The organism is Priestia sp. YIM B13491 (genome assembly GCF_042787605.1).
In the GTDB taxonomy this organism is placed as follows: domain Bacteria; phylum Bacillota; class Bacilli; order Bacillales; family Bacillaceae_H; genus Priestia; species Priestia megaterium_E.
In genome coordinates this window covers 103,072-124,034 of record NZ_JBHZOR010000002.1, presented here as the reverse complement: position 1 = coordinate 124,034, position 20,963 = coordinate 103,072, and the positions used below count along the sequence as shown (strand labels likewise).

Here is a 20,963-nt window from a genome sequence, read left to right as displayed (position 1 = left end):
CCCCTACACGTGTAGGGGCTTTTTACTGCTACGTTAATTTTCAGTTGTTGGCTCTTGCTGCGGTGTAGCAGGTGTTGACGGCGTCGATGGTGTAGCAGGTGTTGTTGGTGGTGTTTGGCTTCCTGAGTCACTTCCACCGTTGTCTGCTGGAGGAGTTGTTGCGCCTCCGTTATTATTGTTGTTGCCGCTATTACCATCGTTACCATTGCCGCTATCATTATTGTTATTATCGGTGTTGCCGCTATTGCCGCTATTGCCGCTATTGCCGCTATTGTTACCGCCGCTATTGCTGCCATTATTGCTGTTTTGGTTATCATCCGGCTGAGTAGATGAATCGTCACCTTGATCAGAGCCGTTGTTTTGATCAGTGTTGCTATTGTCTTCATTTTGATTATCGTCCGTTGTTCCGTCATCTTCAGGCTTAGTAGAATCATCTTCGGTAGCTTGATCTGATGAACCAGGGACTTTTACAGAAGAACTAGCGCTTTCGCCCGTATTTGTTGTTACGGTGAAACTATACGTTGCGCCTGGTGCTGGGTTGGAAATTGTTTTTCCACCGGCTCCTGCGCCAGATGCGAGTTGTTCAGAACCGTTAGGAGATGACATTGTGACTGTAAAGGTCGTATCGCTGGCTGCGTTTGACGCTGACCAGTTAACTGAAATTGCTCCTCCGCTATACGAAGCAGTAATTTTTGGCTTCACATCTTTATTGTCTTTTTTCTCTTTTTTGTCCTCTTTTTTATCTTCTTTCTTTTCTTCTTTTTCTTTCTTCACAAACGTTTGAGATACTTTTGTCGGTGCAGTACCGCGCACAAAGTATTCTTTAGTAATTAAGCTCGAAGGAGTAGAGCCGCTTGGACGTTTTAAGTCTTTGCCCGTTGGTTTTTCTACGGAACGTTCAACTACGCTGTCCGGCTGTTTGAAACTTCCTTTAGGTTTGCCTTCAGAAATATGAGTAATAACATGCTTAAAGATATTTTTTGCCATGCCTGTTTCATTAGCACTTAAAATATAGCCGTCTTTAGCAGTTTCATAGCCTGTCCATACGGAAATCGTATAGTTTGGCGTAAACCCATTAAACCAAACGTCTTTTTCACCAGCGTCTGGAATATTATATCGTTGCTTTTCTGCAGCACTAAAGTTCGAAGTTCCTGTTTTACCCGCAATTTCTAATCCTGGTGTACGAACAGCACGAGCTGTACCATATGATTCGTTTATAACAGATTTCATCATGTCCGTCATCATAAATGCCGTGTAATCTTGCATTGCGCGTTTTGGTTTTGGAGTTAAATCAATTTCTGTTCCATCAGGGAATTTTACCTTTGTCACTGTATGCGGTGCATTGTACATACCTTCATTTGCAAAAGCACTATAGGCTCCAGCCATTTGTAGAGGTGTAACACCTGTACGGAAGCCTCCGATAGAATAAGATTCAGAATAAGCTTCGCCATCTTCTTCATCTAATTTTAGCCCAAGGCCTGTAGCGAACTCTTTTGCTTTGTCCGCACCTGTTGCTTGAAATGCTTTTAAAGCAGGGATGTTCAGTGAACGTCCTAAAGCTTCACGCGCTGAAACCCAGCCTTTATAGTTACGTCCAAAATTTCGGATTGGCGTGCCGTTTGAATAATGATATTCTTCATCTTTTAACGGTTGTCCAGTAGACCACTTTAAGTTCTCAATCGCTGGACCGTAATCTAAGATCGGCTTAATTGTTGAGCCGGGCTGACGTCTCATATTTGTTGCAAAGTTTAAGCCGCCTGATACACGATTACGTCCGCCTCCAATTGCTTGAATACCGCCTGTTTCATTATCTACAACGACAAGACCTGCTTGGAATTTATCGTTCGGGAAGTTGACTACTTTGTTGTTCATCACATCATCCACATAGTCCTGAGCATTAGTGTCAAGCGTTGTATAAATTTCTAAGCCCGCAGAAAATGGATCCGCGTCTGTTTTCTTTTTTACTTCCTCGATTACTTGATCAATAAATACATCGTACTTAGATGTTGATTCAGTTTGTTTAGCTAAATGAGCCTGTACATCTACTTGTTTTGCTTTGTCGGCCTCGGCTTGTGTAATGAAGCCGTTTTTAGCCATTAAGTTTAATACTGTGTTACGGCGTTTAGTAGCATTCTCTGGGTTTGTAACTGGGTTATAAGTAGTTGGCGCTTTTGGTAAGCCTGCCAACATAGCAGCTTCATCAAGAGTTAAATCTTTTACGCTTTTAACTCCGTAAAATTTCTCAGCTGCTCGTTCAATACCGTATACTTCACCTGATGCGAAATATATTTTGTTTAAATACATTTCAAGAATTTGTTGCTTCGAATATTTACGCTCAAGCTGGTAAGCTAACCACATTTCTTGTACTTTACGTTTAACCGTCTTCTTTGGTGATAAGAACGAATTCTTTACCACTTGCTGAGTAATCGTACTACCGCCCTCAGCACCGAAACCGTTTTTAAAGTTCGCCATTAATGCTCCGCCAATTCGGTAAAAGTCGACGCCGTGATGTTTATAAAAACGAACGTCTTCCGTAGCGATAAATGCGTTTTTGACGACTTGAGGGATTTCATCGTATTGCACATATGTACGTTTTTGAGCTCCAATTTCTTTTACAACTGTCTTTCCATCGTTTGCATATACTTTAGATGAAAAAGAGTTTTTTAATACCGAGTCATCAACTTTTGGAGCATCGCTTATCATAGCAAAAAAAGTTCCCACTCCGGCAATGAGCCCGATGATTCCTATCAGTAAAACTGCGGCAACAATTTTACGAAATAGGCCTCCTTTTTTCTTCTTTTTCGGTTTTCCTTGAGATTTACCTTCTGGTTTGTTGTCATTCATAGCTCTTCGTCGTTCTTCACGAGAGCGATAATTATCTGACATAAAAACTCCTACCTTTCAACGCATTGTAAGAGAATGATTTCCGTAAACATATATATCATACTCTTAAAAGTATAATTTATCTATAGTTTTTATGTAATCGATTCTCGGATGGTAACCAAGTTCGATGAAATGTCCTTTTTTTTCAATATCTGCCTTAGGGATTGATTTTCGTCCATCTTTTTTCATGGCATCCCAATAAGGAAAAAGGAACTGTGCTTCGAACAAGTATATTTCTTGTAAAGTAGAGAACATTAATATAACGAAACAAATCCCGTTTTGTTTCACAATTTGCTTCATATGTTCAATTTGATGTTCATGAAAATTACGCAGCGGAAATGAGGTTTTATTTCTCGTTTCTTTTGCTTCAAAGTCAAGGTGTTTTCCTTTATAGACTCCATTATAGTCTGTAGTAGAAGCCTGTTTAAAATAAGCTTCTTTGATAACAGCGGCACTTCTCTTCGGATAGTCTACTTTTACAATTTGAACAGGGGTTGGTTTTTTGTGAACAATGGCTATTCCTTTTGAAACATAGTATTCGTTTGTTTCGTTTAAATCGTCCTCCAGCGTCATACCACGATTGCTATAGCTAGCTTCTAGCTTTTTAGGGGAAGGACTGCTGGTATTCAATGGCTTATAGGCCTTTCCGTTAGGATAGCGAATCATAACCATCACTCCTTTAGTGTAAATCTATTAAACAAACAAATTCTATTATACCAAATCCTACAAATAAAAATAGATGAAAGAAGATGAAGAGATGTCACTCAATAGTTCGGAACAAGCGCTGTTGACGGCGATTAAAAAAACCACAGACAAGCTGAATATTGATAATATATCAAGAACCCAGGCTTATGCAACTTTTTATCATAGATATCCTGAAGTAAAGTGGGCATTTCTCGCAAGTATGGTATCACGAAATGCAGGATGGAATATGTGTGATTTGCAAGGGAAAAACATGAAAAAAGCGTTATCAAAGCAAACGCGCGATTTATTATTTTTGACGTATGAAAGAGCAAATTGGCTTATTTTTAAAGATGCCTTCCCACAATTACTATTGTATGCTGTTTCGCGTAAAAAACATGTCTCTTACGCTCATTTACTTCCCTATTTAAATGTTTCATCTTTTATCGAAGAGAAGTGGAGACAATTTATGCAGAGACCTTGTGAACTGCAGCTTATTCATGCGTTAATTGTGAATGAGCAGCATGTTATTCAACAGCCCGTTATTGAACAGCCTTTTTATCAAGATAGAGTATTTAAAAGTGCGCTGTTTTTTTTTCAAGATATATTCCACTTTAGTTCCGTCCTTTTTCCTACTACAAAAGGGGAATTATACGGTTGTTCTGTTCATGATTTTACAAAAGTAAATAATCGGATTGATTTGGGCAAGGAATTAGCGGCTTTATTATTTCATGAAAAGTATTATCCCTTGTTTTATGAATTTTCTTTGAAAACAAAGCATACGGGTTCAAGATACGACTATGAACAGTATTTTGTGAATGAAACTAGTTGCCGTACACCTGCTCTTCGAAAGGTGTATCCGGCTATTAGACATCATGAAAAGAAGAGAGAAGAGTGGTTTTTAACGAAAAAAGAGGAGCAAAAGCTCATGAAAAAGCCGTCTTTTCCAAAGAAAGTTCATTTTACAAAGTGGTATCTTCAAAAGCAAAAGCAGCTGTATATATTAATGAAAGTAGCGCAAGTATTTAATATAAATAAAAACGGTCACTTGTGACCGTTTTGTTCTTAAGTAGAAGGCTGGTTAGGACCGTTTAACTTTTTAGGATCACCGTAGGTTTTTGTTTCAGGCTTATTTTTAGGCTGTGATTTTTGCTGTTTGTTGGCCATATCTAGGCACCTCCTATCATGTCGTAATAAACGTTCAGCAGCGGAATGTATCTGCTTAGCTGAAATGTCTATACTAGTGTTTTCAATATGTTCACTTTCGATTCATCATAAATGAAAATGTCGAAAACATCTTTCTTTGACGAATAGAAACTAGTTTTGTCATGTGTGAAGGGACAATGAAGAAAAGAGAGAATACGTTATGCAAAGGAAAATTTGGAGGGATGGCGATGAAACAAAGTATGGTTAAAACAAGCGAAATGATGACTTTATTAGATAGCTTACTAGAGCAAGTAGATTTAGTGGATAAAACGATGTCTACATCTATAAATGAAGCATTTACACATTGTGAAGAAACATATATGGAACAAGTTCATCGCATTGACCAATCACTGCAAGAAATTGAAGTAGCTGTGTACGAAAGCATGCCTTCCGAAACAGAATGGAATAGAAGCCGAAGAGAAATGGTTCTTCATACAGTATAAAGACTGTTTATGTTACAATAGTCATCGTAGAGGTGACGAATAACGATGAATGAAGATGTGAAAAAAAGTACGGAGATCATGTTTCAATATAATGAAGTAGCTGTAGAACGATTAGCGTCTATTCAACAGGAAGAAAATTATGAAGTGAAATTTTTTGAAGAAGTAAAGCCTTATGGAGATATTTTCTTCAAAGAACTTGATGAATGGGCTAGTCTCGTAACGGAATGGCTGAAGAAAGAGCGACCAAAATATATTCATGTTAATCAAGTAGAGACGTTAAAAGAAAATTTACAAAACGTTGTACTACAGTCATTTTATCCCGAGACGCGAGAAAAGCGATTTAAAAAGATGTATCACTCAAATAAGTATGTGCTCGAGTCGATATTGAATAATTAATCCCGGCCTTCCGTTGAGACTTATAAGGTGGGGATTTTCTATGCATGAGATTGTGACAAGCGTATTTTACACGAAGTGAAAAACGAACTATCGATCAAAATTTTTGATTCTTAGTTCGTTTTTTTGATGAGAAGCATAGGTTTCATTTGCTTTGTTCCTTCTAGCAGTTGATTGGAGATCAACTGCGGTGTCATAAGCAGTTCAGCTCATGTATCCCATTTGTTCCTCTCTAGATTGGAATCATTTTGTTATGTCCCAGCCTCTTTTTATCATATCAATTAAAAAGTTAATCAAAATCTTTTTGAGATTGGATAGAAACAGCTGGGTGATCTTGGGAAGCGACTGTATCGATATGATAATCAACTTTTTCAGTATGTTTAGAAGCAACAGCGTTATTTGTTTTAGTTACTGCACTTTGGCCTTGCTTTTTATGATCAAAATGTTTTCCACGACTCATGAGATAGACCTCCTTTATTGAATACTGCGTTAAAGCTTTTATAGTATAAACAAGTCAAAAAAGAAGTATGTGTCCACTTTATAAGAAACAAAGAAACCACCGATTTCTCGGTGGTAGTAAAAAAATTAATCATCTTGTGCACTAAAATCGGGCTTAGTAGCTCCAATTTGTTCGAGTTCACGTACAGCGGCTTTGTAATTCATAGGAGTTAAAAAACCTTTTAAATACTGCTGCTGAGCAAAATCGAGTAATTCATTACTTGACTGCGGCTCATATTGTTTCACCGCAATAAAAGCTTCTTGAAGTTCGTTCACATACATGTAAATTCCCTCCTAATCCCCATTTGTGCCACTACGTATAGGTAGTATCACTTGTTCTTATCGTACCATATATTTAAATAATCTCGTTTTTTTGAAAAATTTAAACTTTCGACAGAAACCTACATATTTTTGAATGCGTTCTCCAAAAGTACAAGTAGACGAACGTCACCTCTTATTTCTGCATACATACTATATATTATGTAATATTAAAAAGGAGGTATTGATTTTGCATGTATACAAGTAAGCACTATCCGTATTATGAGCAACATCAACCAGAACGTTTTGATTTAAGTCAGGTACATCCATTTCCACAGTATCACCAGCAGCCATGGACGGAAGCTTATATGCCGCAACATCCGTACGCTCAGCAACAAATGCCTTTTGGTCCTCAGCAAATTCCCTATATGAACGGAATGTACCAGCAGCCCATGTACAATAATGCAGGTGCGCCTTTTAATCCATACCCTAAAGCTCAGCAACAAAAGCCTCAGCCTTCTCAATTTCAGTCATTAATGTCTCAGTTTAAATCGAGTGATGGCAATTACGATATGAACAAGATGATGAATACTGCGGGGCAGATGATGGGAGCCATGAACCAATTAACATCCCTAGTAAAAGGGTTTTCCGGGATTTTCAAAGTATAAGGACTAGAAGGTGTTTTCTAGTCCCTGCTTATTATTTTTTCTTTTGATTTTTCAAATAGCTTTCTCCAAGAAGTGTAAATACTTCATTGTAAGTTAATCCGGACTGAGCATTTAAACGTTTGACTTCTTCGACATCTGTTGTTGATGAAGTTGAAATTTGATGCTTGCTTTTTTTCATAAAACCTCTCCTTCTCTATGTAAAATGAATAACATCCCATCTTAGTATATTTCCAAATGTGCCCTACTATAAGTGGAAAAAAACGCCGAAGACACTCATGGTTCTTCGGCTTTTTTTTGCAATAAAGATGAGTGTTTAGAAAAATTAAGAGCGGCGTGAACGGCGAGCACGACGTGAACGACGAGTAGAACGACGTGAACGACGAGTAGAACGACGAGAGCGGCGAGTAGAACGGCGTGAACGACGGGTAGAACGACGAGAGCGGCGAGTAGAACGACGAGAGCGGCGAGTAGAACGACGAGAGCGGCGAGTAGAACGGCGTGAACGACGAGTAGAACGGCGTGAACGGCGAGTAGAACGGCGAGTAGAACGACGAGTAGAACGGCGAGTAGAACGGCGAGTAGAACGGCGAGTAGAACGACGAGTAGAACGACGAGTAGAACGACGAGAACGGCCAGTGCTACGAGAAGAGCGACCCGGCTTTGTTAGTGGACCGGCAGTTGGCTCTTGAAACATAAAAGATTTCAGTTCTGTACATTCCAGGGCTTCAGCAGCCTCTTTAATTTTTTCAGGTGTAATATGCAATACAAAAACCTCCTTGTCAATTGGACTAGGTCTTGCATTAATAGAATACGCACTGATGCTTGTCCTTGATATGAGTCAAAAGTGGAGTTTGCGCAAATAGTTGATGAGGTGGGGTATCATGGAGAATTTACCCTTCATATACTTTAATAATTGAAGAAAGGTGGTCGAATAATGAAGCAAAAAGAAATCCCTCAATACGCTCTGTTTGTGAATGTAAAAGATTTAAAGGAAATACAAAGAGATATTTGGTCAGAAGAAGCGGTTCAGGCAACGATGAAGTTTAACAAAAAACGCTACGATATTGATTTGCTGCTAAGAGGCTCCCACATTCGGAAGATGAAAAAAAAGTCATATTATATTGAATTTTATTCTCCAAAAATATTTCAGCGTGCCAAAGAAATACACCTAAACGCTGAATACAAAGATCCATCGCTTATGCGCAACAAATTGTCCCTCGATTTTTTCTCCTCTTTAGACGTTTTATCTCCTCATTCTCAGTTTGTCACTCTTAAGATTAATGGGAAAAATGAAGGAATATATCTTCAGCTTGAATCGGTAGATGAACTATTTTTGAAAAAAAGAAATTTAGCGGATGGATCCATATTTTATGCAGTGGACGGAGATGCTAATTTTTCTTTGATGAGCGATTTGGATAAAAGGCCGAAAACAACTTTGTTATCTGGATATGAAGATAAAGCAGTGAGAGAAGGGGATGAGGAAAAATTAGAAAATTTTATATTTAATCTTAATACGTGGACAAATACGGAATTCGAACAGAATATTGAGAAGTATCTGAACGTCGACCGCTACTTATCTTGGTTAGTCGGTATTATTTGTATGCAGAATTACGACGGTTTTGTCCATAACTATGCCCTCTATCTAAATCATGAAAGCGGTCGCTTTGAACTGATTCCATGGGATTATGATGCAACTTGGGGAAGAGATGTAAATGGGAAAGTAATGGAAGGAGACTATGTCCGCGCACAAGGATTTAATACGCTTACAGCTCGCTTACTGGCGGTAAATAGCATTAAAAAGCGATATATTCAAAAAATGAACAATGTTCTAAATAATCAATTTACAATAGAATGCATGAAACCAATCATTTATCAACTGCATGAGTATATTGCTCCTTATGTATTAAAAGATCCTTACGTAAAAGATAACTTGGAGCAATTTTATAAAGAACCCGAATTTATGCTGTCTTTTATAAAAGAACGAACAGCGTATATTGAAAATAACCTTTTGACTCTTTAAAAAGAGATAGATTTATAGGCACTTTATAGGCAACAGTGGATTTTGCTAATAATAGGCAAATGCAGGAAATCAATAGCTGTACATGATACGTATATATACAGTATGAATGACCAATAAGGATAACTAATAAGGAGGAAAAACAATGAGTAACTATTACTATGGCCAAGAACAAGGGCAAAATCAAAACCCGCGCCAAAAATCAAGCCAAAAACGCAGCCGAAATATACAAATGCCTGATAAAGGCTATTCTTCTCACTTCAAACCCCTAAAAGGAAGAGTGGTGACCGTTTATCGTGGAGGACCTGAATCTAAAACAGGTTATTTGGTTGACGTGCAATCAGATTATTTAATCTTAGCAGTGGAAAGCAACAATAACAATAATAACAATGATGGTGAAAATAACAACCAAAACAATCAAAACAACCAAAATAATAATCAACAAGAATATACACTTGTATATTATCACTTAGCGCATGTAAAAAGTATAACTGAAGATACTATGTCAAATTCGGCACAAACGTTTACTGGAATTAGCGCAGAATTAGAATTATATCGAGGAAAAACTTTTGCTACAACTTTATCATTAATGAAAACTAAATATGTGCAGGTTAACCAAGGTGGACCTGAGAAAAAAGCAGGTCAGCTTCTTGATGTCTTAGGTTCATTTGAATCTGCTTATATAGTATTACTCACAGAGGACGACGGTGTCATCTATATTAATACTGAACACGTTAAGAGTGTGAGTGAATATCAAAACAACAATGGAGATCAAGCTAGTCAATCTGCAAATGAACTCGTAGTGAGCCAAGAACCAGAATATATGAAATCCAAAAGCTTTAACGATCTTTTTGCCCACCTTTCTCATAAATGGGTATCAATCAATAATGGAGGACCTGAAGCTGTAGAGGGCGTGTTAGTACAAAGCCGAAATGGTACATTTACACTTGTGCAGAATAATCAAGTATTACGCTTACAGCCAAGACACGTTAAAACCATTTGTGTAGGAGCAAAAGGGGCTTTTAAGCAAAACGATAACAATCAAAATAATGAAGAAACAGAAGAAAATGGAGAGACTGAAGCTGCAAAGTCTACAGAAGAGCGTACAGGAAGCCGTACGGGAGAACGTACAGGACGCCGCACGGGTGGACGCACAGACGATCGTTCTCGAGGACGCCGCTCGGGAGGACGCACAGGTGATCGCTCCGGAAGACGCCGTACGGGTTCACGCTCTTCAACACCGGCTGAGAAAGTTATTAAAACGAAAAATTATCGTTGGAAAGCATGATGAAATGGAACATAAAAGGTGCTTATAAAGCACCTTTTCTATCATATGGGAAAAAGGAGGAGAATGAGTATGAGTATGAATCATTATATCAATAAAATTGTGGAGTTAGATATTTCAGGTAAAACGACATTTGTTGGCAGACTTATTGATCTTGGATTAGATATTATGGTTTTGTATAATGGACATGATTATTTGTATATTCCTCTTTTACACATGCATGGTTTGCGGGAAGTATCTGAAGAAGACTATACGGTTTTACGTGAAATAGAAGAGAATTTAATAGAAGAAAGTCAGCGGATTTCTTATCGTAATATTTTACAGCAGGCAAAAGGGAAATTTATTGAAATTTATGTAACAGGAGGGAAATCATTGCATGGCTATATCACAAGCGTGCTGAATGATTATCTTGTGTTTTATTCTCCAGTGTATAAAAATGTCTTTGTTTCTCTGCATCATTTGAAATGGCTCACTCCTTACAGCAATGAGTTAACCCCTTATTCTTTAAGTGACAAAGAGCTCCCAGTAAGGCCCGCCTCTGCACCTTTTGTCAGAAACTTTGAAGAGCAGCTTAAAAAATATGAAAATCAACTGGTCGTATTAGATTTAGGGGATCAATCAGAAAAAATTGGCGTACTTAAAGAAGTTTCTAATAATATTGTTGAACTAATTACGGCAAATGGAGAAAGTATGTATTGGAAGTTAGCTCACGTAAAATCTGTACATTTGCCTTAGAAAAAGAGACCTCGCTTTCGTCTCTTTTTTTTTATGTGCTTATCAGGACAGGTATATTGAATAAACAAATGAGATGATTTAAATTTTTTAGAAAATTATGTTGACAATAAAGAAAATCTTTATTAAAGTTATTAACAACAAACGTTAACCACCAACAATTATATAGAACTCTTATCAAGAGTGGCGGAGGGACTGGCCCTGCGATGCCCGGCAACCATCAAATGAAACATTCATTTGAACGGTGCTAATTCCTGTGGAACATCAGTATTGTTCTAACAGATGAGAGAAATCGTGTATAAACGAACACTCTTCCATCTGTGAAGAGTGTTTTTTATTTTGAGTTAAGGAGAGAAATAGATGAAAATTGAAACTTTATTAGTTCGTTCAGGAGTAGGTCGTGATCCTTCAACAGGTTCTATTACAACACCCATTTACCAAGCATCAACATTTGCTCATCCTGCTTTAGGGCAAAGTACAGGATTTGACTATGCACGTACGGCAAACCCTACTCGTACAGCATTGGAAGAAGCAATTGCTGCTTTGGAAAAAGGAGAAGTAGGAGTAGCATTCGCTTCAGGAATGGCAGGTGTAATGGCAGTTTTAGCACTATTTAAAAACGGAGATCATTTAATTGTATCAGAGGATTTATACGGAGGAACGTACCGAGTACTAAATGAAATTTTTTCAGAGCAAGGAATTACTGTTTCGTACGTCAACACAGCCCATCTCGAGCAAGTAAAAGATGCGCTTCGTCCCAACACAAAAGCTTTATTTATTGAAACACCTACGAATCCAATGATGCACGTGACTGATTTGCCAGAAGCAATTTCGTTAGCTAAACAGCATGATTTGCTTACTATCGTTGACAATACCTTCATGTCCCCTTATTATCAGCGTCCTTTAGAGCTTGGAGCAGATATTGTGATACATAGTGCAAGCAAATACATTGGGGGTCATAATGATGTAGTTGCTGGTCTTGTAGTGGCTCGATGTAGAAGCTTAGGAGAGAAAATTCGTTTTTATCAAAATGCAGCTGGGGCAATCTTAGGTCCACAGGATAGCTGGCTGTTATTACGCGGTGTTAAAACGCTAGCGCTTCGTATGGAAAAGCATAATGAAAACGCACTGAAAATTGCAAATTGGCTTACTGCTCATGATCTCGTGGAAAAAGTGTATTACCCTGGTCTTGAAACACATCCAGGCTATGAAATCATGAAGAAACAAGCAACTGGATTTGGAGGCATGATTTCTTTTGCTGTCTCACACCCTGACATCGTGTCAGTACTTTTAGAAAATGTCAAAGTTATTACATTTGCAGAAAGCTTAGGAGGCGTGGAAAGTTTAATGACATTCCCAGCTCGTCAAACACATGCTGATATTCCGGAAGAAATTCGAAATCGTGTCGGAGTAACAAACTGTTTACTGCGATTATCAGTTGGAATTGAGCACGCAGATGATTTAATTAAAGATTTGAAGGAGGCATTTGATGCATACCAACAATAATAAACATAGATTTGGTACGAACTTAATTCATGCAAATACAGGAATTGACGGTCATTTTGGAGCGGTTAACGTACCTATTTATCAGGTATCTACATTTAACCAAGAAGATGAGACGAACAACGGCCGCTATGACTATTCTCGTTCAGGAAATCCAACTCGTGAGGCTTTAGAAAACACCATTGCTCAGCTAGAAAATGGATACGCTGGTTTTGCTTTTTCATCAGGTATGGCTGCTATCTCATCGGTGTTATCTATTTTTGAATCGGGGGATGAAATTTTAGTTTCACATGATACGTACGGCGGGACATATCGTGTATTAACACGATTATTTTCAAAGTTTGGTATCAAAACAACTTTTGTTGATACAACGAAGGTTGAGAAAGTTGAAGAAGCTATCACAAAGGATACGAAGGCTATTTATATCGAAAGCCCTTCAAATCCATTTTTACAGGTAACGGATATTAAAGCAGTAGCAAGTTTGGCGAAGGAGCGCAATCTCCTTACAATTGTGGATAACACGTTTTTAACACCTTATCTACAGCAGCCGATTGACCTTGGTGTAAACATTGTGATTCATAGTGCTACAAAATATATCAGCGGTCACAGTGACGTCATTGGCGGTTTAGTTGTAGTAAGCGATGAAAAGCTAGCAGAAGAAGTAAAGTTTGTACAAAATGCTTTTGGTGCTATCTTGGGACCGCAGGATTGTTTTTTACTGCTTCGAGGAATTAAGACATTAAAAGTTCGTTTAGATCAGCAGTTAAAAACAGCGCTGCAGTTTGCAAAGTGGCTTGAAGAACAATCTCTAGTAAGCCATGTATATTATCCAGGCTTAAAAAGTCATCCAGACCACAAACTGATTTCAGAACAAGCAAATGGATACGGAGCTATGATTTCTTTCCAAGTACAGGATGAAAAGGTAGCACGACATATTTTACAAGGAGTAAAATTGGCTTCAATTGGCGTTAGTCTAGGTGCAGTTGAATCCATTTTAACGCATCCTGCAACAATGTCTCATGCAAGTATCCCAAAAGAAGTGCGTGAAGAAAAAGGAATTACTGATTCACTTCTTCGTCTTTCAGTAGGGTTAGAGGAATTCGAAGATTTAAAGCAAGACTTTAAGGCGGTTTTTCAAAGCTTAGAAGAAAAAGCGTTAATTAAATAAAGAAAAGGACTTCCATCAAGGAAGTCCTTTTTTATCGTTATATACAGCTATCTAAAAGGTTTGTGTATAGGGACGCAAGCGCAACTTTTTCATCAGAGGAAAGACTGCTGTTTAGAATTCTTTTTATGCCAAGGTGATATTTTACATACGGTGTTTGCCGGACGCGTGGATGAGTCATTTCATCTTTTAAATCTTTCATAATGGTTTCGTGAAGCTGATCTTCACTTGTCATGGCTTGTTTAGAAGCGAACGAACGGTTCAACCATAGGGTTTGATAAGCTGCTAGTAAATGTTCAGAAGTCATTGTGCAAAGAGCTCCTTTAGATTAGTTTCTTCATTATAATAATCTATAGTTTACCACAAGTATTAATACGTGTACGTAACTTTTACAGAAGCAGATACAATCAAGGACTGAGCTTGAATAGGGGGAGAGGCTGCTAATAACTTAGGCGAGGAGCCAGATGACTGATAGACAGGTCCTTCTTCGATTAAAATAGGAATTTGGTTAATAGGGAGCTGCAGCGTGTTGGCAATGGTAAAGGCCTTTTCTTTAGCGTTAAGCAAAGCTTTGCTTATCGCTTCTTGTTCATATTTATCATCATTTGTAACGTGGAATTGAAGATCTTGCGCTACGTTGGCTCCGCTTGAAAAAGTAGCGTTATAGACATCGCCAGCTTGTTTTACATCTTGTACTCTTACTCTAAATAAGTGCTGTACTTCGTATCCTGTAAGAGTCGATTTTCCATCGCTGTAATCATATTTAGGATTTATGGTGAACGAAGCTGTTTCAATTTGCTGGTCATTGATTCCAAGTTTTTTTATTTCTTGCAGCAAAGTATTTGAAACAGCTGAATTTTCTTTTAAGGCTTCTTGAACGTCTCGGTTTTCCGTGCGGGTTCCAATCGTCATGGAAATTTCATTTGGAACTGCTGAAACACTTCCTTCACCAATTACTTTAATTTCTCTATTTTGTGTATCTACGCGCAGTTGCTGTGTAGGTTCATAAGGGAAATAAGAATGTTGCATACCAAAAACCTCCTTTATCGATCTTTAGTATATATATGATAAGAAAAGGAGATTAAAAACAAAAAGAGATTGAGACATAACTAAATCAACCGCTAGAAGCACCTACATACATGAAATCTACATTCACCATACCAATAAAAAAATCCGAACGAATTTGATTCTTCATCAAGAATCAAATTCGTTCGGATCTTCCTTCAACTAACATACTTTTCTTCAGCTTCTTTTTGTTTATTTCGATTCTTTAATTAAGATTTCTTTCATTTCAATGAATTGATTTTGAACATCGTTTGACGGTTTCTTTGTTAGTAAACTTACAATAATAACAGCTAATAAGCTTAAAAAGAACCCAGGAATCATTTCGTAAAGGGCATCCTTCAATGGAGTATTTACCCAAATTAATACTGTAGCAGCACCTACAATCATCCCTGCAAGGGCTCCCCATCGAGTCATACGCTTCCAGTAAAGACTTAGTAAAATAGCAGGACCAAAAGCTGAACCAAATCCAGCCCAAGCGTATCCAACCAGCCCTAAAATCGTGTCACTAGGTTTTAAAGAAAGCAAAATGCCAATAATTGCAACACCTAAAACCGCAGCTCTTCCAACCGTCACAAGCTCTTTGTCAGAGGCCTTGCGTCGGAAAAATGTTTTATAAAAGTCTTCTGTAACAGAGCTTGCCGTTACAAGCAGCTGAGAAGAAATGGTACTCATAATTGCCGCTAGTAAAGCTGCATATAAGAATCCAGTAATTAACGGATTGAAGAGTATATCCGCAAATTTAATAAAAATAGTTTCAGGATCTGCTAGTTTCATACCTGTTTTTTCTACATATGCAATCCCAACAAGTCCTGTCAGCATAGCACCAATAATAGAAATAATCATCCAGCTCATTCCAATACGACGTGCGGGTTTTAACTCCTTAACAGAAGAGATAGCCATAAAGCGAACGATAATATGAGGCTGTCCGAAATAGCCAAGTCCCCAGGCTAAGAAAGATATAATACCTAAAACGGTCGTACCTTTAAAAATGTCAAGATATGCTGGATTAATGTCCTGCACAATATCTATTGTTGTGTTAACGCCTCCAACATTGGTGAAAGCTACAATAGGTACTAAAACTAAGGCAAGAAACATAATAACACCTTGAACAAAATCTGTTAAACTAACGGCTAAAAATCCACCGAAAAGGGTGTAGGCAATAACAACAGATGCTGTTACAAATAAGCCAATTTGATAATTCACACCAAACGCCGATTCGAACAATCTTCCGCCTGATACCATACCAGCTGAAGTATAAAGAGTGAAGAAAATAAAGATAACAATCGCTGATACTGTTCGAAGAACCTTGGCATGGTCCCCAAAGCGATTTTCAAAAAAGTCCGGAATTGTAATTGAGTCATTCGCTACTTCCGTATAAGTGCGAAGACGCGGAGCGAGGATTAAATAATTTAAATACGCACCAATAGATAAACCTACTGCAAGCCATAAACTTGAAAGACCTGTCACATACATGGATCCTGGAAGACCCATTAACATCCATCCACTCATATCTGAAGCACCTGCTGAAAGCGCAGTAACAGCCGGACCTAGTCCGCGTCCGCCTAGCATGTAACCCGATACGTCTTGAGTTGTTTTTGTGTAGGCATACCATCCTATTCCAAGCATTCCTACAAAATAAATGCCCAGTGAAATATAAACACCAATATCCACGAAATCTCCCCTTTATGCATTTTTTATGCATGAAACGAGCACTACTCGCCATGCAAACATCTTATGGTTTCTAAAACTAACAAACTTTTCCCTTACTATCAACCCACAAAACCGTAAAATACATGAGGCGAAAATCCCCTATCCCTCTATAATAAAGAAATGAAAGCGATTTCAAAATAAAATAAAATAAAAATATTCAGAAACTTATAAGTATATTTTTTATGCAATATTTTATGCAATAGGTAAAATAAAAAGAGCATTTTATAAAATGCTCTTTTGACATTCATGTATATTAGCGTGAATTCGGGAACACGCGTCGAACAACTTCTGAAAACTCGTCAAACAGTCCAGAAACTGGTTTACCTGTTTGAAGCTTGTCCACATATCCGTTCATACGGTTTACAAAGTCAGGGTTTGTTGAAACAAATACTCGATGAACACTACCGTCTGCTTTTCTTACTTCGTGTGCGATTTTATGCTCCATATCTTTTGTAAGATTACCTTCTTTGTTGTCGTCTAATACAGCGGCCACATAAGCTGTATGATCGGTTACGATGACATTAGCATCTTTTACGTTTTTTAACGCTACGATACGATCAGCCGCGACATCGGCTACTCTCATTCCGCCGGACTGATTATACTGTTCTTTTTCGTTACGCTGTACGTCTTGCGTATCGTTTACGTCATTCATTTTCGTTTTATTGTTCCCATTTTCATATGTGACGTTGCGGACTGTATCATCATCAATGACGCCATCTTTACCTTGATCTGCTGTGCTGCAGCCGAATAAAGAAAGGGTCGTCATGCAGCCTACAACAAACAAAAACGATTTCTTCATGATAGTATCACTCCTTATAAGTTTTAACCTTTCTTATAATTTGTTAAAAACGTGTGAAGCATACATGAAAAATATAAAAAAGCCTATACTATCGAAAAAGGAGGAATATGTATGAGTGAAATCCGACAAAGCATATTTGTGCTTCATACAAAAGAAGAAAACCATGAAGAAACAACAACGTTTGCGTTAACTTCAGAAGAAGCTAAGCTATTATTTGAGACCCTGCAAAATAAACGAAAAGAAATTATCAACGCCCATATTGATAACATGTTGACGTAAGGAAGATAAATATTTTGCAAAACGGATGAGCCATATGTTAAGAATGGCCCAATATTTGCATTCTACATATAGGTATAGTATAATGTAAACGCAACCAAATTTAATAAATGTGATGAATACTACATTTGACCATACACTCGAATTAGATTTAGTGAAAATTCACTTGTTATAAAGGAGATCTACTTCGCGTAGGTCTCTTTTATAATATGTGAATTTTTTATTTACGGTATAAATGTAAATATAGAGTAACATATTAAAATTTTTACATTTTTTGGAGGTTTTTTTACATGGCTACTACAGGTACAGTAAAATGGTTTAACAGTGAAAAAGGCTTCGGTTTTATCGAAGTACCAGGCGAAAATGACGTATTTGTTCATTTTTCAGCTATCCAATCTGAAGGCTTCAAAACATTAGAAGAAGGTCAAAAAGTTGAATTTGAAATCGTTGAAGGCCAACGTGGACCACAAGCGGAGAATGTTGTAAAATTATAATTCAACGCTACATATGAAAGCTGCCGATAGGCAGCTTTTTTTGTACAAATTTGTTTTATTTGTATGATTAAGAAAATAGATTAAAGTAGGGGAGAAGGGAAGGCATGAGTTCATTTCATTGCTGTGCCACATGTGAACATTTTCAAAGCATTAAATTGGATAAGGGAATGAAGTATCGATGCAAAAGACTAGGCTATGAAACCCGTCCTTCATATCAGTTTACATGCTGGGAGCCAAAAGAAGTAGTTAAAAAGTTAATGGAAAAACGAAATCAAAAATGAGGCTGGGACATAACGAAGTCAATTCAATCTACAGACGAACAAATGAGCTGGTAGGGCTCGTTTGTTACACAACAGCTAGAAGCAGTTACATACATAAAACCTACGTTCACTCTCCCAATGAAAAAATCCGAACGAGTTTGATTCTCCACCAAGAACCTCGATTCATCGTTCGGATTTTCCTTAAACTAAAATACGTGTGTTCCAGTCTCTTTTAATTATTCCTCGTTATTTGTACCTTCCTCTGAAGGTACATGCTTCCCGCAAAATTCTTTTACAGCTTCTTCTTCCTCTTCTTCAAGGTCGAAGTCTAATACTTTATTTGTTGAAACTTCGTAGAAATGAGTTTGGGCAATAGAAGTGTTATCTTCGCTTTTAATATATACTACGCGTAGTGCTAGGTCGTTGCCCGTATATAATTCATCATCTTCTTCTACCTCAATGTATAAATGAAATTCATAGCGTTCACCTAGAAGGAGACCAAATGGATCCTGCAATTGTTCAGCTGTATATTCTTTAATTGTAAACATATGTACGTCCTTTCCATATATCAGTAAAATACTTGCATCATCTATTATAGTTTTTCTTTGCAAAGAAAGAAAGTGCATGCGTAATTCATGCACGGATTTATTCCTTGATCGTTCTATTTAGCGAACCTACCCGATGCGATGGCGCAAGAACTTCGATGATTTACTTAAATGTGGAAGAAACGCGCGTATGTTTCTGCTTATACATGGCAGCATCTGCTTTTTGAATTAATGTATCTAGGTTGGTGTCGTCTGAAGGCGCACATATAATAAATCCGTAACTCGCAGACAGTGCATACGGCTTATTAAATTCTTTCTTTTTATCTTCTAGCTGTTCATTAATATTTTGCCACAGCTCTTGTACGTATTCTTCCGTTTGTTCAGGAGCAATTAATAAAAACTCATCTCCTCCGTAGCGAAAGAGCGTATCATCGTTGCCAACATAACCACTAATTGATTCTGCTATTGTTTTAATAAGCCAGTCGCCTTCTCTATGACCATATTGATCATTTACTAGTTTTAAAGAATTAATATCGATAAAACATAATAGGAAAGATGTATGATTGGTTTTAGCTCTCAGCAGTTCCAGCTGCAGTTTTTCCATTCCGCTTCTTCGATTTAAAATTCCGGTTAGCATATCAGTTGAAGCGTGCAAGCTCAATTCATGCTCAACCGCTTTTAAATCGGTTATATCGGTAATACCTGCGAGTATACAGCTTTCGCTTTGATACTCTAGTAATTCATAATTGATCATAACCCACTTTGAATCTCCATGTTCACGTGCTTCTAGGATGTAGTTTTTTACATATTTCTCTTGTTGAAGACGTTTTAAAATCTTCTCTCGATCTTCATCAGTAGGATAGATTATAAATCCGTCTATTTGATCAAGATCTTGAGAAACAAGATTGTAAAAGTGAATAGCTTTATTGTTAATGAGCAGCACTTTGTGGTCGGATAATCTCGTTAATAGCAAAGGATAGGGATTAATTTTGAACAGCGTAAAAAAATTACGTTCGCTTTCTTTTAGCTGTAAATGATTCATATATTCTTTGTGACGGTATGTATAAAGAATGTATGAAATAAGCAAAGCGATAGCAACTGCTGCAGTTGTATTGATCTGCTTTGAAATAAGGGAAAAAGAATCCGGTACATATCGTGATAAGCCGTATAGTAAAAAAAGATGGTTAGGAATAAAAATGATGCACAGATGTTTTAATTTCATAGGACATAAAACAGCTGTGGAAATCAAAAGCATCATATACACGTCTACGCGACCTGTGAAAAGCTGACTGTTAATAGTAGAAAGTGCTGCAGCAAATACGTAATAAAATATATAGCCATATACAATGGTGCTTAAGTAGTTAGCAAACCGTTCTTTTCTCTTACTAACATAATAGAAAAATAAATAAAGAGAGGAGAGAGCAAAACTAGTGAAATGAATACCAATTAGTGTATGTCTAAACTGAGATGTCCCCGCATGTTGAAGTAAAGAAAACCCTATATAAATATAAATAGGATAGGAAACTACAAGAGCAAGTGAAACTAGCTTGACTCTCTGTTGAAGCATCTCTACATTCGTTTTATCGAACATTTTATCTTCATTAACTTCTCTTCCAGAAGGAAAACGAAATTTCTTCAAAAAGGAGAAAGGTAAAAGCGAAAGAAGAAATGACATGACCATCATCTCCATATCTTTTTTAGGTATTTTAGCATGTTTCTATAAGAAAAGACATGAATTTTTCAGATGAAAATGTCTGCTTTTTGATTAAGAAAAAGCATAAAGATTTATATGATTAAAGGTGAGGACAAAGAGCCTCACCTTTTTTATTGAAGTTTATTGGATTCAGCATGCCGTACAAACATGGTTTCATCTTCTACTAATCCGCAAGCTCCGCACTGAATGCGTTTTTGCGGTCCGTTATAAGCAGCGTGAAAGGCATCGAGCGTATCGTTTGTGTATTCTTCTACAACGTCTCCGCTTCTTGGATCCATTTTTACAGGTTTTGCATTTTGTTCAATGATATTAAAACGCGTTCGATTTGTTTTGCAGCTAGGGCAAAGATAAGGGCTTCCCATTTTTAA

General features: G+C 37.4%; 26 protein-coding genes and 1 riboswitch. Of the genes, 12 read left to right on the top strand and 14 right to left on the bottom strand.

Annotated features, from left to right (window positions below):
* Nucleotides 1–33: 33 nt before the first annotated feature.
* Both ACFX4E_RS06820 and recU read right to left on the bottom strand, forming a co-directional pair.
* A complete protein-coding gene (locus tag ACFX4E_RS06820) occupies nucleotides 34–2,886 on the bottom strand; it encodes a transglycosylase domain-containing protein (RefSeq protein WP_377257863.1) in 2,853 nt (950 codons plus the stop codon).
* Between the two features lie 63 nt (nucleotides 2,887–2,949).
* On the bottom strand, nucleotides 2,950–3,549 hold the full coding sequence (gene recU, locus ACFX4E_RS06815) for a Holliday junction resolvase RecU (RefSeq protein WP_014460963.1): 600 nt from the start codon (nucleotides 3,547–3,549) through the stop codon (nucleotides 2,950–2,952).
* A 73-nt stretch (nucleotides 3,550–3,622) separates the two neighbouring features.
* On the opposite strand from recU, the gene ACFX4E_RS06810 reads away from it, so the two are divergent.
* Nucleotides 3,623–4,618, top strand: coding sequence for a DUF2515 family protein (locus ACFX4E_RS06810; RefSeq protein WP_098333588.1), 996 nt, complete (start codon nucleotides 3,623–3,625; stop codon nucleotides 4,616–4,618).
* Nucleotides 4,619–4,629: 11 nt separating this feature from the next.
* Here the strand turns inward: ACFX4E_RS06810 and ACFX4E_RS06805 are convergent, their stop codons facing one another.
* A complete protein-coding gene (locus ACFX4E_RS06805; RefSeq protein ID WP_016763465.1) occupies nucleotides 4,630–4,731 on the bottom strand; it encodes a hypothetical protein in 102 nt (33 codons plus the stop codon).
* Nucleotides 4,732–4,958: 227 nt separating this feature from the next.
* Between ACFX4E_RS06805 and ACFX4E_RS06800 the strand changes: the two genes are divergently transcribed.
* Entirely contained in the window at nucleotides 4,959–5,213 is a 255-nt protein-coding gene (locus tag ACFX4E_RS06800) for a hypothetical protein (RefSeq protein ID WP_013056112.1), read from the top strand.
* A 45-nt stretch (nucleotides 5,214–5,258) separates the two neighbouring features.
* Nucleotides 5,259–5,609, top strand: coding sequence for a YppE family protein (locus ACFX4E_RS06795; protein ID WP_013056113.1), 351 nt, complete (start codon nucleotides 5,259–5,261; stop codon nucleotides 5,607–5,609).
* Between the two features lie 286 nt (nucleotides 5,610–5,895).
* On the opposite strand, the gene ACFX4E_RS06790 is transcribed toward ACFX4E_RS06795, so the two are convergent.
* Together ACFX4E_RS06790 and ACFX4E_RS06785 are read right to left on the bottom strand one after the other, a co-directional pair.
* Nucleotides 5,896–6,066 carry a hypothetical protein gene (locus ACFX4E_RS06790; protein ID WP_013056114.1) on the bottom strand — a complete coding sequence of 57 codons (171 nt, stop codon included), beginning with the start codon at nucleotides 6,064–6,066 and terminating at the stop codon, nucleotides 5,896–5,898.
* Nucleotides 6,067–6,191: 125 nt separating this feature from the next.
* Nucleotides 6,192–6,386: a YppF family protein gene (locus ACFX4E_RS06785; RefSeq protein WP_013056115.1), complete on the bottom strand. Its 195-nt coding sequence runs from the start codon at nucleotides 6,384–6,386 to the stop codon at nucleotides 6,192–6,194.
* Nucleotides 6,387–6,616: 230 nt separating this feature from the next.
* On the opposite strand from ACFX4E_RS06785, the gene ACFX4E_RS06780 reads away from it, so the two are divergent.
* Entirely contained in the window at nucleotides 6,617–7,030 is a 414-nt protein-coding gene (locus ACFX4E_RS06780) for a YppG family protein (protein ID WP_013056116.1), read from the top strand.
* 31 nt (nucleotides 7,031–7,061) lie between these two features.
* Here the strand turns inward: ACFX4E_RS06780 and ACFX4E_RS06775 are convergent, their stop codons facing one another.
* Nucleotides 7,062–7,208, bottom strand: a complete 147-nt coding sequence (locus ACFX4E_RS06775) for a hypothetical protein (RefSeq protein WP_165802490.1) — start codon at nucleotides 7,206–7,208, stop codon at nucleotides 7,062–7,064.
* A gap of 144 nt (nucleotides 7,209–7,352) precedes the next feature.
* Nucleotides 7,353–7,793 (bottom strand): CotG/ExsB N-terminal domain-containing protein, encoded by a 441-nt coding sequence (locus tag ACFX4E_RS06770; protein WP_252124299.1) that lies wholly within the window; start codon nucleotides 7,791–7,793, stop codon nucleotides 7,353–7,355.
* Nucleotides 7,794–7,964: 171 nt separating this feature from the next.
* Here ACFX4E_RS06770 and ACFX4E_RS06765 point away from each other — a divergent pair, with 171 nt between their 5' ends.
* The 5 genes from ACFX4E_RS06765 (at nucleotide 7,965) to ACFX4E_RS06745 (ending at nucleotide 13,735) form a co-directional block, all read left to right on the top strand.
* Nucleotides 7,965–9,050 (top strand): CotH kinase family protein, encoded by a 1,086-nt coding sequence (locus ACFX4E_RS06765; protein ID WP_377237712.1) that lies wholly within the window; start codon nucleotides 7,965–7,967, stop codon nucleotides 9,048–9,050.
* Nucleotides 9,051–9,279: 229 nt separating this feature from the next.
* Nucleotides 9,280–10,335, top strand: coding sequence for a spore coat protein (locus tag ACFX4E_RS06760; RefSeq protein ID WP_483879868.1), 1,056 nt, complete (start codon nucleotides 9,280–9,282; stop codon nucleotides 10,333–10,335).
* 69 nt (nucleotides 10,336–10,404) lie between these two features.
* Nucleotides 10,405–11,067, top strand: a complete 663-nt coding sequence (locus ACFX4E_RS06755) for a hypothetical protein (RefSeq protein WP_028407978.1) — start codon at nucleotides 10,405–10,407, stop codon at nucleotides 11,065–11,067.
* A gap of 168 nt (nucleotides 11,068–11,235) precedes the next feature.
* A riboswitch (SAM riboswitch) is annotated at nucleotides 11,236–11,353 on the top strand.
* Between the two features lie 71 nt (nucleotides 11,354–11,424).
* Nucleotides 11,425–12,570 (top strand): trans-sulfuration enzyme family protein, encoded by a 1,146-nt coding sequence (locus tag ACFX4E_RS06750; RefSeq protein ID WP_377237714.1) that lies wholly within the window; start codon nucleotides 11,425–11,427, stop codon nucleotides 12,568–12,570.
* Complete coding sequence (locus ACFX4E_RS06745) at nucleotides 12,554–13,735, top strand: trans-sulfuration enzyme family protein (RefSeq protein WP_028407980.1); 1,182 nt, start codon at nucleotides 12,554–12,556, stop codon at nucleotides 13,733–13,735. Before ACFX4E_RS06750 ends, ACFX4E_RS06745 begins: the two co-directional genes overlap by 17 nt.
* A gap of 37 nt (nucleotides 13,736–13,772) precedes the next feature.
* Here ACFX4E_RS06745 and ACFX4E_RS06740 read toward each other — a convergent pair whose 3' ends face one another.
* The 4 genes from ACFX4E_RS06740 to ACFX4E_RS06725 all read right to left on the bottom strand — a co-directional run bounded on the left by ACFX4E_RS06740 (nucleotide 13,773) and on the right by ACFX4E_RS06725 (nucleotide 17,306).
* Nucleotides 13,773–14,039, bottom strand: a complete 267-nt coding sequence (locus ACFX4E_RS06740) for a hypothetical protein (protein WP_098433652.1) — start codon at nucleotides 14,037–14,039, stop codon at nucleotides 13,773–13,775.
* Nucleotides 14,040–14,101: 62 nt separating this feature from the next.
* Nucleotides 14,102–14,761, bottom strand: a complete 660-nt coding sequence (locus ACFX4E_RS06735; protein WP_028407982.1) for an SIMPL domain-containing protein — start codon at nucleotides 14,759–14,761, stop codon at nucleotides 14,102–14,104.
* Between the two features lie 228 nt (nucleotides 14,762–14,989).
* Nucleotides 14,990–16,468 carry a sodium/proline symporter PutP gene (gene putP, locus ACFX4E_RS06730; RefSeq protein WP_028407983.1) on the bottom strand — a complete coding sequence of 493 codons (1,479 nt, stop codon included), beginning with the start codon at nucleotides 16,466–16,468 and terminating at the stop codon, nucleotides 14,990–14,992.
* 292 nt (nucleotides 16,469–16,760) lie between these two features.
* Nucleotides 16,761–17,306, bottom strand: a complete 546-nt coding sequence (locus ACFX4E_RS06725) for a YhcN/YlaJ family sporulation lipoprotein (protein ID WP_016763474.1) — start codon at nucleotides 17,304–17,306, stop codon at nucleotides 16,761–16,763.
* Nucleotides 17,307–17,417: 111 nt separating this feature from the next.
* On the opposite strand from ACFX4E_RS06725, the gene ACFX4E_RS06720 reads away from it, so the two are divergent.
* From ACFX4E_RS06720 to ACFX4E_RS06710, 3 genes are all read left to right on the top strand, one after another.
* The gene (locus ACFX4E_RS06720; protein WP_377257860.1) at nucleotides 17,418–17,585 is read left to right on the top strand and encodes a hypothetical protein; all 168 of its coding nucleotides are present in this window, start codon (nucleotides 17,418–17,420) and stop codon (nucleotides 17,583–17,585) included.
* A gap of 287 nt (nucleotides 17,586–17,872) precedes the next feature.
* The gene (locus ACFX4E_RS06715; RefSeq protein ID WP_013056130.1) at nucleotides 17,873–18,076 is read left to right on the top strand and encodes a cold-shock protein; all 204 of its coding nucleotides are present in this window, start codon (nucleotides 17,873–17,875) and stop codon (nucleotides 18,074–18,076) included.
* A 104-nt stretch (nucleotides 18,077–18,180) separates the two neighbouring features.
* Nucleotides 18,181–18,357 (top strand): hypothetical protein, encoded by a 177-nt coding sequence (locus tag ACFX4E_RS06710; protein ID WP_165918628.1) that lies wholly within the window; start codon nucleotides 18,181–18,183, stop codon nucleotides 18,355–18,357.
* Nucleotides 18,358–18,572: 215 nt separating this feature from the next.
* On the opposite strand, the gene ACFX4E_RS06705 is transcribed toward ACFX4E_RS06710, so the two are convergent.
* The 3 genes from ACFX4E_RS06705 to ACFX4E_RS06695 all read right to left on the bottom strand — a co-directional run bounded on the left by ACFX4E_RS06705 (nucleotide 18,573) and on the right by ACFX4E_RS06695 (nucleotide 20,957).
* The gene (locus tag ACFX4E_RS06705; protein WP_028407984.1) at nucleotides 18,573–18,884 is read right to left on the bottom strand and encodes a DUF6509 family protein; all 312 of its coding nucleotides are present in this window, start codon (nucleotides 18,882–18,884) and stop codon (nucleotides 18,573–18,575) included.
* A 160-nt stretch (nucleotides 18,885–19,044) separates the two neighbouring features.
* Nucleotides 19,045–20,556, bottom strand: a complete 1,512-nt coding sequence (locus tag ACFX4E_RS06700; RefSeq protein WP_028407985.1) for a sensor domain-containing diguanylate cyclase — start codon at nucleotides 20,554–20,556, stop codon at nucleotides 19,045–19,047.
* A gap of 149 nt (nucleotides 20,557–20,705) precedes the next feature.
* Nucleotides 20,706–20,957, bottom strand: a complete 252-nt coding sequence (locus ACFX4E_RS06695) for a hypothetical protein (protein WP_013056134.1) — start codon at nucleotides 20,955–20,957, stop codon at nucleotides 20,706–20,708.
* Nucleotides 20,958–20,963 lie beyond the last annotated feature (6 nt).

Bases quoted from the DNA above. Each gene is read 5' to 3' on its own strand.
- ACFX4E_RS06820 (WP_377257863.1), bottom strand. From the start codon at position 2,886: ATGTCAGATAATTATCGCTCTCGTGAAGAACGACGAAGAGCTATGAAT.
- recU (WP_014460963.1), bottom strand. From the start codon at position 3,549: ATGATTCGCTATCCTAACGGAAAGGCCTATAAGCCATTGAATACCAGC.
- ACFX4E_RS06810 (WP_098333588.1), top strand. From the start codon at position 3,623: ATGAAAGAAGATGAAGAGATGTCACTCAATAGTTCGGAACAAGCGCTG.
- ACFX4E_RS06805 (WP_016763465.1), bottom strand. From the start codon at position 4,731: ATGGCCAACAAACAGCAAAAATCACAGCCTAAAAATAAGCCTGAAACA.
- ACFX4E_RS06800 (WP_013056112.1), top strand. From the start codon at position 4,959: ATGAAACAAAGTATGGTTAAAACAAGCGAAATGATGACTTTATTAGAT.
- ACFX4E_RS06795 (WP_013056113.1), top strand. From the start codon at position 5,259: ATGAATGAAGATGTGAAAAAAAGTACGGAGATCATGTTTCAATATAAT.
- ACFX4E_RS06790 (WP_013056114.1), bottom strand. From the start codon at position 6,066: ATGAGTCGTGGAAAACATTTTGATCATAAAAAGCAAGGCCAAAGTGCA.
- ACFX4E_RS06785 (WP_013056115.1), bottom strand. From the start codon at position 6,386: ATGTATGTGAACGAACTTCAAGAAGCTTTTATTGCGGTGAAACAATAT.
- ACFX4E_RS06780 (WP_013056116.1), top strand. From the start codon at position 6,617: ATGTATACAAGTAAGCACTATCCGTATTATGAGCAACATCAACCAGAA.
- ACFX4E_RS06775 (WP_165802490.1), bottom strand. From the start codon at position 7,208: ATGAAAAAAAGCAAGCATCAAATTTCAACTTCATCAACAACAGATGTC.
- ACFX4E_RS06765 (WP_377237712.1), top strand. From the start codon at position 7,965: ATGAAGCAAAAAGAAATCCCTCAATACGCTCTGTTTGTGAATGTAAAA.
- ACFX4E_RS06760 (WP_483879868.1), top strand. From the start codon at position 9,280: ATGCCTGATAAAGGCTATTCTTCTCACTTCAAACCCCTAAAAGGAAGA.
- ACFX4E_RS06755 (WP_028407978.1), top strand. From the start codon at position 10,405: ATGAGTATGAATCATTATATCAATAAAATTGTGGAGTTAGATATTTCA.
- ACFX4E_RS06750 (WP_377237714.1), top strand. From the start codon at position 11,425: ATGAAAATTGAAACTTTATTAGTTCGTTCAGGAGTAGGTCGTGATCCT.
- ACFX4E_RS06745 (WP_028407980.1), top strand. From the start codon at position 12,554: ATGCATACCAACAATAATAAACATAGATTTGGTACGAACTTAATTCAT.
- ACFX4E_RS06740 (WP_098433652.1), bottom strand. From the start codon at position 14,039: ATGACTTCTGAACATTTACTAGCAGCTTATCAAACCCTATGGTTGAAC.
- ACFX4E_RS06735 (WP_028407982.1), bottom strand. From the start codon at position 14,761: ATGCAACATTCTTATTTCCCTTATGAACCTACACAGCAACTGCGCGTA.
- ACFX4E_RS06725 (WP_016763474.1), bottom strand. From the start codon at position 17,306: ATGAAGAAATCGTTTTTGTTTGTTGTAGGCTGCATGACGACCCTTTCT.
- ACFX4E_RS06720 (WP_377257860.1), top strand. From the start codon at position 17,418: ATGAGTGAAATCCGACAAAGCATATTTGTGCTTCATACAAAAGAAGAA.
- ACFX4E_RS06715 (WP_013056130.1), top strand. From the start codon at position 17,873: ATGGCTACTACAGGTACAGTAAAATGGTTTAACAGTGAAAAAGGCTTC.
- ACFX4E_RS06710 (WP_165918628.1), top strand. From the start codon at position 18,181: ATGAGTTCATTTCATTGCTGTGCCACATGTGAACATTTTCAAAGCATT.
- ACFX4E_RS06705 (WP_028407984.1), bottom strand. From the start codon at position 18,884: ATGTTTACAATTAAAGAATATACAGCTGAACAATTGCAGGATCCATTT.
- ACFX4E_RS06700 (WP_028407985.1), bottom strand. From the start codon at position 20,556: ATGTCATTTCTTCTTTCGCTTTTACCTTTCTCCTTTTTGAAGAAATTT.
- ACFX4E_RS06695 (WP_013056134.1), bottom strand. From the start codon at position 20,957: ATGGGAAGCCCTTATCTTTGCCCTAGCTGCAAAACAAATCGAACGCGT.